This window comes from Azospirillum brasilense, from assembly GCF_022023855.1.
GTDB classification, from domain to species: Bacteria; Pseudomonadota; Alphaproteobacteria; order Azospirillales; family Azospirillaceae; genus Azospirillum; species Azospirillum brasilense_F.
On the sequence record NZ_CP059450.1, the window covers coordinates 227,248 to 239,441 of the forward strand.

Here is a 12,194-nt window from a genome sequence, read left to right on the forward strand (position 1 = left end):
GTCAACGATTATCGCGGAAGCGGGCCCAGCCCGTGGCCCGCAACTCGCACGCCGGGCAATGGCCGCACCCGTAGCCCCAGTCATGGTGGGAGGAGCGGTCACCGACATAGCAGGTGTGAGTCTCCAGTCGGACCAACTCGACCAAGGGCTGACCACCGAGCTCCTCCGTCAGGTGCCACGTTGCGGCTTTGTCGATCCACATGAGCGGTGTATGAACCACGAACCGCCGATCCATCCCGAGATTGAGCGTGACCTGAAGTGCCTTCAGCGTGTCGTCTCGGCAATCCGGGTAGCCCGAGTAGTCGGTCTCGCACATACCGCCAACGAGATGCCGTGCGTTTCGCCGGTAGGCCAGTGCGGCGGCAAGTGTAAAAAAGAGAAGATTCCGGCCGGGGACAAAGGTGTTTGGCAGCCCATCCTCTTGCAGGCGGATCTCACTCTCGCTCGTCAGTGCGGTTTCGCTGACACCGCTCAAGACGCTAAGATCAAGGACATGGTCCTCGCCAAGCTTTTCGCCCCAATTGGGAAAGCTGTCGCGCAGCCGCGCCCGCACCGTTGTCCGGCAATCGAGTTCAACCCGATGCCGTTGCCCATAGTCGAAGCCCACCGTTTCGACCTCGTCGAAGCGCGTCAACGCCCAGGCCAAGCACACCGTCGAGTCTTGCCCTCCGGAAAAGAGCACCAGTGCTTTCTCGACCATTACGGAATTCCGATCAGTTTGTGGGTTTGTAGACTGAGACGCCAAACAGGATGTTCCAAGCAATACTCGACGGCCCGCTTCGTGTGAGCGGCGCGATCCGGCCCGTCCATGGGCTGAAGCCACAAATGTTGAAAGTCAAGAGCCTCCAGCCCTTCGGGCCCGAGCCCCTCCTGTGGATAGACAAGCTTGAGTTCGTGCCCTTCTCGGAGTTGCCATGCCGCGCCCGATTTCGGGCTTACGCAAACCCAATCGATTCCTGGCGGGGGCTGGAGTGAGCCATTCGTTTCAATGGCAATCTCGAACCCCACAGCATGAACGGCGTCAATGAGGTCAGCGTCCAGCTGCAACAGCGGCTCTCCACCGGTGAACACCACGTACCGGTGCTCGCGCCGGGGCCCCCAGGCTTGGGCAATCGCGTCCGTAAGGGCTTGCGCTGAGGTGAACCGCCCGCCGCCCGGACCGTCAGTCCCGACAAAGTCTGTATCGCAGAACGAACAGGTGGCCCTGGCGCGGTCCTCCTCACGACCGGACCACAGATTGCATCCGGAAAAGCGGCAGAACACGGCGGTGCGACCGGCGCGTGCGCCTTCGCCCTGCAATGTACGGAACAGTTCCTTGACGGTGTACATGGCCGATTCCCATCAGTCGGACAAGGCGTCGAGCAGTGGCGTTTCGGCCGCTGCAGAGCGTCGGGCTCGAATGTCTGCACGGACGATGGAAATCAGGTACTGGGCGAGGGTGACGATGTCCCGGTTGACGTTCTGAAGCGCCTTCCAGTGCCGCACATCCCCCCCGCCGAAATTCCATTCGCCGCCCGTCCACGCGGTGCGGTCCCGCAGGCAGCCTAAGCCTTTGGCAAACTGGCTCCAGGATTTGGCGCCTTCATAGAGAGCCAACTCCTCCATGACATAGCCGAGGGCGGAAATCCCCGCACCGTGAATCAGGCGAGAGGATCGGGCCGTATGGCCCCACCATTCCGACGGGAAGGTTTTTTGAACGGCCTCGTAAAACTCGCTGATCAACTCGAAACATTCGCGCTCACCGTTGGGCTTGCGGACAAGGTCCCGCATAATCCCATCGCTGAGCGATGCCAAGATCACCCGCTGGATCGCAGCGTCGCTGATCTTGCCCTCTGGGTTGGTGTGCTGGTTGATCTGCCCCTTGAGCGACGAGTTCTTGTCGTGGTTGAGACGGGCGGTGAGGTCGGCGGCAAACGATCGTCCCTCGAAACGGTGGGGCAATCCATCGACCGTCGGCAGCAGTTCATAGATCAGCGACTTCGGCAAGGGCCGCGTATTGTTGATGAGGACGAATTGGCGGCGCAGTTCCGCCTCGCTCTGGCACACCAGAACGGACACGAACACCTGGAAGTCACGAGCTTCGGCCTGGCCGAGGGCTGTGAGACGCTGCTGACCATCGACGACGAGGCCAGGAGGGCCGTCGCTGATGTCAATGCTGACACGGCACAAACCGCCTTCGGTCGGCGTGATCGCGACGCCTCGGGTGAACGCGACGACAATCGGATTCGGCAACACCGCGTCCGGCTTTTCCAGGTAATCCTTAATCTCGCGGATGTGCGACGCGATCTGTGGACGCTGAAATCCGCTCAGCCGTCCTTCATCATCGCGACCGATCCGGTCGATGCTGGAGAAGCGCAGCACATCCTCCGCCGTCGCGGCGAAGCACAGAACCTTGTGCGTTTCACTCTGCCGCGCACTGACGGCCAAATAGGTCAGGTGAGTCATTCCGGAGGTCCGCAGGAAAAGAGTCAAGCTGGTCGATGAGCGCCTTGTAAACGCTCAGATTGTGAATGCCGCGGCGCTTGTTTCGGTTGCTGGCGCGGAAGATGATGACTTCGATTGACACATCCTTGCAGATCGCACAGTTACACCGTTTCCAAGGACGGTCTGAAAGAGTCTCTGAATATTGCTGAGACAGAACTTGCATTGCCTTGTCAGATCGGCAGTCTTCGTACGGCCTGCCGACTGCCAATGGTGCGTTGTAGGCGAGGACGGCCGCCAAGGTGTCGCCGAGATCCGCCTCATGGCGGTCGTACGCCCGAAGCAACGCGAGAGCGTTCCGCTCCAAGCGGGTCAGATCCTCGGCGCGAAACACACCTTTTTTCACCAGTCGCTGGAGTTGCAGATTCTCAAGTGACTGTGGCACACGAACCGCTGTGTAGTAGCGTAACTTGCCCGGTCCGTCGGGCAGGTAATAGTTTTGCTTCTTGTCCTTAAAGGCCCGAATCAGCGGTGAACTGGTGTCGAAGCTGGTGATGTCGTAGGGAACGAACGAGGAAATGTCGTTAGCCTTTGCGAAGCCAAGCACATGCAGGCGAACGTTTGTGGGGATGGCAGCGCGAATCTCTTGCAGACAGTGTCGGATCTGCTCCGCCTGAAGAGGCACCATCCCGCCAACCGCCAAGTAATCGTAACCCATGGCAACCAAGCGCCGTGCCGCCTCCGCCATGCTGCCCGGAGACCAGCCTTGAATGACACCCATCGGCGTAAAACGGCCAGACAATGTGCGGCTTGCCCGAAGGAACGCATCGGCGTTCTCGAGGGTTAGGTCAAACCGTCGTCGCGCCTCATCCGAGCCACCGTCCATGCCACGGACGGTCGGATCGTGGTCGAAGATAATGTGGTCAACGGAGCAGCCGTGGGTAAAGCCGGCGTGACCATAGAACTCGATCGTATCTTCGGGTGTGAAGGGAGGCTTTTCTTCGTTGGCGTAGCTGAATGCCCCGCAATCTCCGAAAATGGCTAAGTGATCCAGGCCCGGTCGGTCCAGTCGCAAGAACACGCGAGCGCCCAAACGCTGGAAGCGCATGGCTTGAGCGTCGGTGTATTTGCCTTTGATGCCGCGATCGCCGACGGTGGCACGCGATACGAGGATGCCATCGTACGGCGCGTAGCCGAGGATTTCGTGCGGGTAGACGTCGTCCCAGTGAACCTTCCGTCCGGGTCCGTTCCGGTCGGCGATAAAATCGTAGTTCGGATCGACAACATCGAGGCTGTCGGCAAAGATAAACTTCATCGCTGCGGCCTCGACAGATCGCGGTCCAGACGGACCAGGTGTTCGGTAAGACGGGAGATATGCGGTGTGGTGCTCTGGACCTCATTCCAGCGCCAACCGAGATGCTCCCACGTTCCCTCGGTCCAGCAACAGTGGGGCGCCAAGCGCGACAAGGAGGTTCGGATTTCCGCAACGGGGTCGGGCGCGCTGTCTGCGCGCGCCATGATCTGATCCATCAGGGCGCCCATCGCTCGGATGCCGGCCGAATGCATCAGACGGCTCTCGGTTGGCGGCCGTCCCCAGGCCTCGGGAAACGTGTCGCGCACGGTCGACCAATACAGCACGAGCGTCCGGTACATGGCGTCTGGGTCGGAGTCGTGGGTGCCCTTGAAGAAACTCAACGCCCCATGCGGCGGCCTGAGGCTCCCACGGATCGCTTCGATCAGCGCTGTATCCGTTACAACCGCTCCCCCCTCATGAGGGTCGGACTCGCGTCGGATCAACCCATGAAACGGGGACTTGGGATCGCGATTGAGCAAATTGCACAGTTCGCTAGGCAGTTTGCGTGCGGCAAGATCGCGCGGAAGCAGTGCACTGACTTCCGGCAGCAGCTCGTTGATCAAGCGGGTTGGCAACGGCTTGGCCTTGTTGACCAAGATGAATTGCTCCCGTTGCGTTTCGAGTTCGGCGGAGATGAACCCCACGACCGGAACGGGAATTTCGTTGTTTGCGGCGCGGGACAGCGCGAGTGAGCGCTGCTGGCCGTCCACAATCCAGGCCACGCGCCGACCTTCTGCGCGCACGGGAATGCTGAGGGTGCCACTCTGGGCGATGTCCACCAGTCCAGCCGGCACCGGGCCTCGCGATTGCCGAAACGTCACTTCGGGCGATAGGGCGAGGATAATGGCGTTGGGAAACAGAACGGGGCCGCTGTTCAAGAACTCCACAATGGCGTTCACATGGCTGCGGATCTCTTTGCGTTGAAAGCCCCGCAGTCCCTCGTCATCGCGCTGAATGCGCGAAATGTCTGCGATCCGGGTGATGTCGGAGCCATTCAGGAAAAAGGCGTAGACGTCGACCCCATGCCCTTGTTGCGTCCGCAGAGCACGGACGAGGATCGTTTCGTCGAGGAGATCGAGGGTCATGGCAGCAAGCGGCCCTCCCGAGCCTGCGCAACCTGATGAAAAAGGTCCTTGAAGCGGCCCTGTTCGCATGCCACGCCCAAGCCGTCGCGCAACTTACGGAGCATACGGGACGACGCGCCCCCGACCTCGTGCCAGTGGTGTTCGATCAGGGCGCGGATCTCCGCATCGGACCGCTTCGCTCGTTCCTGAAGGTCGGGAGCGCTCAACCCAGCGAGCGATTCTGTGACCCGTTCGGCATGCACTGTGGCCGGAGCATCCGAACTGGTGGGCAGAACGCGCTCGACGAAATGGCGCAGTGCCCGCTGTGCAAAATCGCCCTTGGTTCCGGGAAGTGGTCCTCGGGGATCATCCAGCCGTGCGTCATAGGGCATCAGCGCTCGGCGAAGGGAAAGGGGGAGTTCGTCGCTCCCCGCCGAGGCAAACAGGCGGAGGCACCCTGGAGCACGTTCGACCCAAGCCAGCAAATCGTGAAGCATCATCTGTAGGTAGGGCCGGGAGAGCGCGACCAACAACAAGCCCGCCTCCTGGAGGGGCAGCGTTGTGACGAATGGGCTTATGGTGTTCACCGCGCACCACCAGTCCCGTGACGACGCGCCGAACAACTTCGGGAGGAGGCTGTCTTCCGTGCCGGGCGCGACCGTCGCCCCATAGCTCGGGACGAGGGTCTGCGCCGCGACCAGTCCGAGGCCGGCGGACGCGATGTAGAGGCGGGCGTCGAGCATTTTGGTTGCCGCGATCGCTTCTGAGAAAGCGCGGCCACAATACAAGCGGTCAGCCGGAATCCGGCAACCATCCTGGGAGACGCGCGCCATCCAGGCCGCGGCCACCTCTGTTGGTGTGCCGTCCGTAAGGTCACGCGCGCGGGCGTGAGCAGACGGATCAAGCCGCTTCCGATTGGTGCAGTTCGTAACGACCAGCGTGCGCATGTTCTTCACATATCCGTTGCGGCGCTCGATGGTTATCCGCCTGCGCGCATACATGAAAGCAACATAACTGCGAGCCGTTGAAAATCCAACTCGCAATTAACTGCGCCTCCTACTGTGGCGTGGGCGCGACAGATTCTGCTCGGGTGAGGTGGGATGCCCCTCCACAGATACCAGGGAATGGCCGTCGGGAGAACAGCTTAGAGACGGGGGGCTGAAAGCCATACGCCGACTCGGAGCGGCGCAATGGCTGGAGAGTTGAACGGTTTGTGTTCACACCGTGCGGCTTAGAGGAGTGAGGTGATGTGGTGGACGGCCCTTTTCCCGAATGCCGGTGAAAAGCGTTGGACGTCGAAGACACCACCTCATGGGAGCCAGCGATGGGCGTGACGACGATCGGTCTGGATCTGGCGAAGAATGTTTTCCAGGTTCATGGCATCGACGGAGACGGGAAGGTTCTGGTCCGTCGGCAGTTACGACGGGGCGAAGTGCTGAAGTTCTTCCAAGGCCTGCCGGCGTGCCTGGTGGGGATGGAAGCGTGCGGAACGGCGCACCACTGGGCGCGGGAAATCGCGGCGCTGGGCCATACGGTGAAGCTGATGCCGCCTGCCTACGTCAAACCCTATGTGAAGCGGGGGAAAACCGACGCCGCCGATGCCGAGGCGATCTGCGAGGCGGTGACCCGACCGACGATGCGCTTCGTGGCCGTCAAGACCGTCGATCAGCAGGCCGCCTTGATGCTGCACAAGACCCGTGACCTGCTGGTTCGGCAGCGGACGATGCTGATCAACGCCTTGCGCGGTCACCTCGCGGAATTCGGCATCATCGCAGCCAGAGGCCCAAGCGGGACGAAAGCCGCCATCGAGGCGCTGCACGAGGCGCAGGATCGTCTGCCGGAGCTGGCTCGACGGGCGCTGCACGGTCTTGTCGATCAGCTCCGCCTGCTTGGCGCAGAGATCGACCGGTTGGAGGCGCGCATTCTGGAGTGGCACCGCGCCAGCGACGTGAGCCGCCGTTTGGCGACGATTCCCGGGATCGGGCCGATCACCGCCAGTGCGATCGCCGCGGCGGTGCCGGATGGGACGCTGTTCCGATCCGGCCGGCAGTTCGCCGCATGGCTCGGCCTGACGCCGAAAGCCCACAGCAGCGGCGGGAAGGATCGGCAGACGGGGATTAGCAAGCAAGGGGACGGCTACATTCGTCGCCTGCTGGTCGTGGGCGCCACGGCGGTCATACGGCTGGCGCGCCAGGACAACGCGGCGCGATGCTGGGCGGCGAAGCTGCTGGAGCGCAAGCCCGCCAAGCTCGCCGCCGTCGCTCTGGCCAACAAGACCGCGCGCATTGCTTGGGCGGTGCTGACGCGCGGCGGGACCTGCGCGGCACCCACCGCCGCATAGTCGAGGTTCGGCTCGGCAGCGGACCAGGGCCCTGCCGAGACGGATGGCGTAAGGGTGGTGAGACATGATGACGAACCGGTCAGACCGGGGATCGACCAAACCCACGGGGACCAAGCGCCCAGGAGCGCGCTGAGGTGATTTGGGCGTTGATCCGAGGACTTCATCAAGGCCAGCGACCAGAGGTCGCGACGACAGGCCGGACACATGGATGCACCCGACCAACCGTCAACACGAATTCTCCTCTTGCGCCGAGAGGGCCGTCCACACATGGTGTCTTCGACGTCCAACGCTTTTCACCGGCATTCGGGAAAAGGGCCGTCCACCACATCACCTCAGAGGGTGGTGAGCGACGCCGGGCATAGGCGTTCCCCTGCGACATGCGATCCGCCCTTGCGTAGAGACCGCGTGCCCGAATAGCTTAGCTTTTCAGATCTCTTGCGGAAGAGCGCCACGTGCGCTTCGCTGCATTTATCATCGAAGACCACCGATCGGTTTGCCCGCAAAATGGGGGTAATTCGTGGATTGCTGCTCATTCTGCCAAGACAAAACGGCCGACAACATTGCGGTCCCGTACTCCTACATTCCTGGCGCGGCACGCGATGGCACGCTCTCTGACTTATCGATTGCCATACCAGCGTGTGGCGAATGCCGCGACCTCTTGGGGGAGGTCTATTGGTCCTCGCTCGAAGAGGCAGCCGGTTATTTAGCGTCGGTGTACCGCGAACTTTATGCCCATCTGCTTAACACGGCGAAGTGGGAGAGGGACGAGTTGTTCGAACTCGGGCATGGGCTTCGGCATTTTGTGGAAACCTCGCAGCGCACGAAGTTCGAGACCAAGGAACGCATTGCTTCTTGTGACCGCGTCGCGGTGTTGGGGCCAGAGTTCTCCGAGCAGGTTCTCGATGAAATTGCCTACGCCGTCAGTTGCGCCCAATTACGCAACGCAGAGAAATCCTGACCACCGTTTGGCTCGTTCCCCAGCCACCACGCTTGTGATGTGCGTTGAGCACGCCACTACGGTGTGTCCAAAAAAAGCAGCGTATTGGAGGTGTGAACCGCGCCGGGTTTGTTGGAGGCCATTTGGTTTGAGTCACGCCGCCATGGCGAGGTCCTCGGTTTGAGCATAGTAGCGCGCTTCGGCCTCGGCGGGAGGAATGTTGCCGATGGGCTCGAGCAGGCGTCGGTGGTTGAACCAGTCGACCCACTCCAATGTGGCGAACTCGACGGCCTCCAGGGTGCGCCATGGCCCGCGGCGCCGGATCACCTCGGTCTTGTAGAGACCGTTGATCGTCTCGGCCAAGGCGTTGTCGTACGAATCGCCGACGCTGCCCACGGAGGGTTCGACCCCAGCTTCGGTGAGGCGCTCGGTGTAGCGAATGGCAAGGTATTGCGACCCGCGGTCGGAGTGGTGGATGAGGCCGCCGCCCTTGGCTGGACGGCGGTCGTGGAGCGCCTGCTCCAAGGCGTCCAGGACGAAGCCGGCGTGGGCGGTGCGGGACACCCGCCAGCCCACGATCCGGCGGGCAAAGGTGTCGATGACGAAGGCCACATAGACGAAGCCCTGCCATGTGGCCACGTACGTGAAATCGGCCACCCACAAGGCATTCGGGCGGGGCGCCTGGAACTGGCGGTTCACCCGGTCGAGCGGACAGGGCGCGGCTCGGTCGCTGATCGTGGTGCGCACCGCCTTGCCGCGTGTCGCGCCCTTCAGGCCCATGGACCGCATCAACCGGGCCACCGTGCAGCGCGCCACATCGAGCCCCTCCCGCCGCAACTGCCGCCAGACTTTCCGTACCCCATAGACCTGAAAGTTTTCATCCCAGACCCGCCGGATAGCCAAACTCAGCTCCGCGTCGCTGCGCGAGCGGGCCGGCGCCTTGACCGGATCGGCCCGCCGGGCGGCGTGGGCGTGATAGGTGGACGGGGCGATCGGCAGCACCTTGCAGATCGGCTCGACCCCGTGGACGGCGCGATGCGCGTCGATGAAGGCGATCATTTCCGAAACGGGCGGTCGAGCTCCGCCTGGGCGAAATAGGCCGACGCCTTGCGCAGGATCTCGTTTGCCTGGCGCAGTTCCCGGACCTCGCGTTCCAGCGCCTTGATCCGCTCCTGCTCGCCCGTCGTCGGCCCCGGCCGCTTGCCCTGGTCACGCTCGGCCCGCCGGACCCAGCCACGCAGCGTCTCCGGAGTGCAGCCGATCTTCGCCGCGATCGAGCTGATCGCCGCCCACTGCGAGGCATGATCCCCCGCGTGCTCGAAGACCATCCGCACCGCGCGCTCGCGGACCTCGGGGGCGTACTTGGGTGATGCCTGTTTCGTCATGATGACCCCAGTCTCTCAGAAGATGGGGCCTCCGGGAAACCCGGTGCGGTTCAGTGCGCGGCATGCCTGGATGGCCGCCTCATGTCCGTACGTTGACCAGCGCGGAGATGGTGCACTGGACATAGTTTTGGCCGGAGAGTGCCGGACCTCATCCCGTCGCGAGCAAGCCCTCCATCTGGCACCTGCCGATATTGGGTTGCTGATGGACACCGGCGTTTCGCTTCCAAACACGTTGGACGTTCGATAGCGCCGATACTACCACCTTGACCCCAATGCGGATCGTTGCGGCGGGGTAAGCCGACCAGAGCCTGTGCATCCGCGCCTTGCGCAACCAGTCCGATTGCTCGCACACTGCAGGGGCTGTGACAGGAGCATAGAACGGGAATGAGTGGTGGTCTGAGCGCGTCGAGCATCAAGTCTTGGTTCCAGTACCGTTGCGAGAGAAAAACCCGCTACGAAATGATGGCCGCTGACGAGCGGGCCGCTGTGCCCGTTCTGGAGGAGATCAAAGAAGCGGGCTGGGCGCTCATTGGCAACGAGTATGAGGAGCGCGTCGTCAACGCCCTCGCGGCGCGTGACGGCGTTCTGCGTCCCGGTCGGAAAAAAGTGCTCGACGAGCGACTCGCGGCTGCTTTTTTGAGGGGCCAGCGCGCTGAGCCATATGCAACTCAGGTAAACCTTCGGCCAACAGCCAGGCCGGCCTTTCTCAGCAACCTGCCGCTCGACCTGAAGCGGACCTTCGCCGACCTTGTGCACGTCGACCGCAGTGGGGCACGGCCGGTTTTCCAAGTGATTGATATCAAGGCAACCCGTAAGGCCACCGCATTCCACAAGACCCAAGTGGCGTTCTATGCGCGCATGCTCGAGGCGGTGCTTCGAGAGCTGGCTATTGATGCTGCGATTCACACCGAGGGCCAGATCTGGCGCGTTCCCGACAATGGAACGGTCCACGGCAGCGATTTCCAGCCCGACTCCTTCGCCCTTGCCCCATACTTGCGGATGGTCGACGAGTTTTGCGGGTCCGTGCTCCCGCACGTCGCCAAGTCTGTTGTAACGCCTGAGACCGACGGCACGTTTTATCACATTTACTTCAAGTGCGAGCAGTGCCATTACCTGAAGCATTGCCTGCGCGCCATTTCGCCCGAGTTGCCCGCGGGACTCCGCGACATTTCCGCGGTTCCGGGATTGACGCACGAAAGCAAGCGCTCGCTCCAGAGCCTTGGCATTCGAACCGTCGAGCAGTTAGCCGCAGCTCGGGGGATCACCACAGCCACCGGCGTTGGCTGGGCCTTGCAGAGGCGTGCCGACGCGTTCCGTCAGCGCGCGCGGGCCCTTCTCGAACAGCGAATTTTGCGCACGGCCGAGGAACACACCTTTTTGATGCCGCCGCGGGTCGAGGTGGCACTTTACCTCGTCGTTGACCATGACCCCGTAGACAACACCCTCGCTGCACTTGGCTATTCCCTGGTTCGCGACGGAACCGAGCAGCGCCGGTTGATCGAGGTCATACAGGATTACTCGCGCGAGGCCGAAGCCGAAGCGCTGTGCCGTGTGTTTGCCGTGCTCCTTGCCGACCTTAACGCCATTGACCGCCACAACCAAGCTGTGGGGGAGGATTCTGACGGTGGTCTGCGGACCCATATTTTCTTCTACGAAGCGGCGGAAGTGGTCAACCTGCATCAAGCGGTTGCTCGCAACTTGGATGACGACCGTATTCGGGGCGGATTGCTTGACCTTGTCCGCTTGTTTCCTCCTGAGGAACTTGTTCCAGAACCCGAGTTCCGCGGCGCCCACCATCTGCCGGCAACCGCCATACGCAACGTTGTTGAGCAACTCTACGCCCTGCCCGCAACAGTCTCCTACGATTTGCGCCAAGTCTCCGCTGCATTGGCCATGGGCGGTCGAATTGCTCGGGCGTATGAACCCGCACCAGGCTTTGAACGCCCGTTTTCGTCGCTACTCTCCATCGATGTCATCCGGCGGATGCGCAGTGACCAACCGCCGTCCGCCGATCTCCTCGCGGCAATCAAGGGCGATGTCGCCGCTCGCCTGGATGCAACACGCGCGGTGGTCGACTGGCTGTTTGCCGAGAACGAGTCGACGGTTGCCGCTGGCACGCCGCCCGTGCTCCTGCTGAACAAGAAGCCGTTCCAATTCCACAAGAGCTTCGATCCCCTTAACGCCGGCGATCTTGACGTTCTCCAAGCGCTTGAACTGCTCGAAAATCGAGCTGGCATGCTTGAGACGCTGATATCGCTGGCTCAGCCAGCGGCGCGCCGGCGCGACGCTGGTCGTTGCCTCGCAAGATTGCGCCTGGTTGATGTCCGGGCGCCGAAGCGGACTGGACGTTGGATGAGCAACGCTTTCTTGCGGGTCTCCGTGCCGCCGGAAAGTCAGGGGAGCGATCTCAAGGCCGGCGACTTCGATCTGATCCTTACCGATGATGATCCGGACATCCGGCTGTCACCAGCGGCTTGGTCGGATTGTCGCGTCAGCATTGAGCCCCGCCACCCCGGACGGTCGGACGAACTTCTCACGCTTAGCATGTCCAGCAAGGCGTTCGAAAGCGAACGTTTTCAACGCATGTTGCATCGATCCCGCGAGCGGCCGACTTGGCACGTCGATCGCTGCTTTCGAGATGTCAACACCCCGCGCGCCGCGGCATTCATCAAGAGCCTCAACGAAGGATAGA

General features: G+C 62.2%; 10 protein-coding genes and 1 other annotated feature. Of the genes, 3 read left to right on the forward strand and 7 right to left on the reverse strand.

Going from position 1 to position 12,194, the window contains the following annotated elements; genetic code table 11:
* Position 1: 1 nt before the first annotated feature.
* The 6 genes from queC to H1Q64_RS14445 are packed head-to-tail and all read right to left on the reverse strand — an operon-like array spanning position 2 to position 5,786.
* A complete protein-coding gene (queC, locus tag H1Q64_RS14420; RefSeq protein WP_237905885.1) occupies positions 2-700 on the reverse strand; it encodes a 7-cyano-7-deazaguanine synthase QueC in 699 nt (232 codons plus the stop codon).
* Positions 700-1,329, reverse strand: a complete 630-nt coding sequence (gene queE, locus H1Q64_RS14425; RefSeq protein ID WP_237905886.1) for a 7-carboxy-7-deazaguanine synthase — start codon at positions 1,327-1,329, stop codon at positions 700-702. Before queE ends, queC begins: the two co-directional genes overlap by 1 nt.
* A 12-nt stretch (positions 1,330-1,341) precedes the next feature.
* The gene (gene dbpB, locus H1Q64_RS14430; protein ID WP_237905887.1) at positions 1,342-2,445 is read right to left on the reverse strand and encodes a DGQHR domain-containing protein DpdB; all 1,104 of its coding nucleotides are present in this window, start codon (positions 2,443-2,445) and stop codon (positions 1,342-1,344) included.
* Positions 2,402-3,736, reverse strand: a complete 1,335-nt coding sequence (dpdA, locus tag H1Q64_RS14435; protein WP_237905888.1) for a tRNA-guanine transglycosylase DpdA — start codon at positions 3,734-3,736, stop codon at positions 2,402-2,404. The genes dbpB (H1Q64_RS14430) and dpdA overlap by 44 nt, the downstream gene beginning before the upstream one ends.
* Positions 3,733-4,860: a DGQHR domain-containing protein DpdB gene (gene dbpB / locus H1Q64_RS14440; RefSeq protein WP_237905889.1), complete on the reverse strand. Its 1,128-nt coding sequence runs from the start codon at positions 4,858-4,860 to the stop codon at positions 3,733-3,735. Before dbpB (H1Q64_RS14440) ends, dpdA begins: the two co-directional genes overlap by 4 nt.
* Positions 4,857-5,786 carry a hypothetical protein gene (locus H1Q64_RS14445; RefSeq protein WP_237905890.1) on the reverse strand — a complete coding sequence of 310 codons (930 nt, stop codon included), beginning with the start codon at positions 5,784-5,786 and terminating at the stop codon, positions 4,857-4,859. The genes dbpB (H1Q64_RS14440) and H1Q64_RS14445 overlap by 4 nt, the downstream gene beginning before the upstream one ends.
* Before the next feature lie 377 nt (positions 5,787-6,163).
* Here H1Q64_RS14445 and H1Q64_RS14450 point away from each other — a divergent pair, with 377 nt between their 5' ends.
* Both H1Q64_RS14450 and H1Q64_RS14455 read left to right on the forward strand, forming a co-directional pair.
* Positions 6,164-7,180: an IS110 family transposase gene (locus tag H1Q64_RS14450; protein ID WP_237905891.1), complete on the forward strand. Its 1,017-nt coding sequence runs from the start codon at positions 6,164-6,166 to the stop codon at positions 7,178-7,180.
* Between the two features lie 517 nt (positions 7,181-7,697).
* Entirely contained in the window at positions 7,698-8,138 is a 441-nt protein-coding gene (locus H1Q64_RS14455) for a hypothetical protein (RefSeq protein WP_237905892.1), read from the forward strand.
* 132 nt (positions 8,139-8,270) lie between these two features.
* Here H1Q64_RS14455 and H1Q64_RS14460 read toward each other — a convergent pair.
* Positions 8,271-9,502 (reverse strand): IS3 family transposase gene (locus H1Q64_RS14460; RefSeq protein ID WP_237905893.1). Its coding sequence is split into 2 segments (ribosomal slippage): positions 8,271-9,208 and positions 9,208-9,502, totalling 1,233 coding nucleotides; the frame shifts between segments, so codons are not numbered across the junction.
* Positions 9,102-9,218, reverse strand: a sequence feature (AL1L pseudoknot). Its footprint overlaps the gene before it by 117 nt.
* Positions 9,503-9,886: 384 nt before the next feature.
* Between H1Q64_RS14460 and H1Q64_RS14465 the strand changes: the two genes are divergently transcribed.
* The gene (locus H1Q64_RS14465) at positions 9,887-12,193 is read left to right on the forward strand and encodes a hypothetical protein (protein WP_237905894.1); all 2,307 of its coding nucleotides are present in this window, start codon (positions 9,887-9,889) and stop codon (positions 12,191-12,193) included.
* The last annotated feature ends 1 nt before the right edge of the window (position 12,194 follow it).

Bases quoted from the DNA above. Each gene is read 5' to 3' on its own strand.
- dpdA (WP_237905888.1), bottom strand. From the start codon at position 3,736: ATGAAGTTTATCTTTGCCGACAGCCTCGATGTTGTCGATCCGAACTAC.
- dbpB (WP_237905889.1), bottom strand. From the start codon at position 4,860: ATGACCCTCGATCTCCTCGACGAAACGATCCTCGTCCGTGCTCTGCGG.
- H1Q64_RS14450 (WP_237905891.1), top strand. From the start codon at position 6,164: ATGGGCGTGACGACGATCGGTCTGGATCTGGCGAAGAATGTTTTCCAG.
- dbpB (WP_237905887.1), bottom strand. From the start codon at position 2,445: ATGACTCACCTGACCTATTTGGCCGTCAGTGCGCGGCAGAGTGAAACG.
- queE (WP_237905886.1), bottom strand. From the start codon at position 1,329: ATGTACACCGTCAAGGAACTGTTCCGTACATTGCAGGGCGAAGGCGCA.
- H1Q64_RS14465 (WP_237905894.1), top strand. From the start codon at position 9,887: ATGAGTGGTGGTCTGAGCGCGTCGAGCATCAAGTCTTGGTTCCAGTAC.
- H1Q64_RS14445 (WP_237905890.1), bottom strand. From the start codon at position 5,786: ATGCGCACGCTGGTCGTTACGAACTGCACCAATCGGAAGCGGCTTGAT.
- queC (WP_237905885.1), bottom strand. From the start codon at position 700: ATGGTCGAGAAAGCACTGGTGCTCTTTTCCGGAGGGCAAGACTCGACG.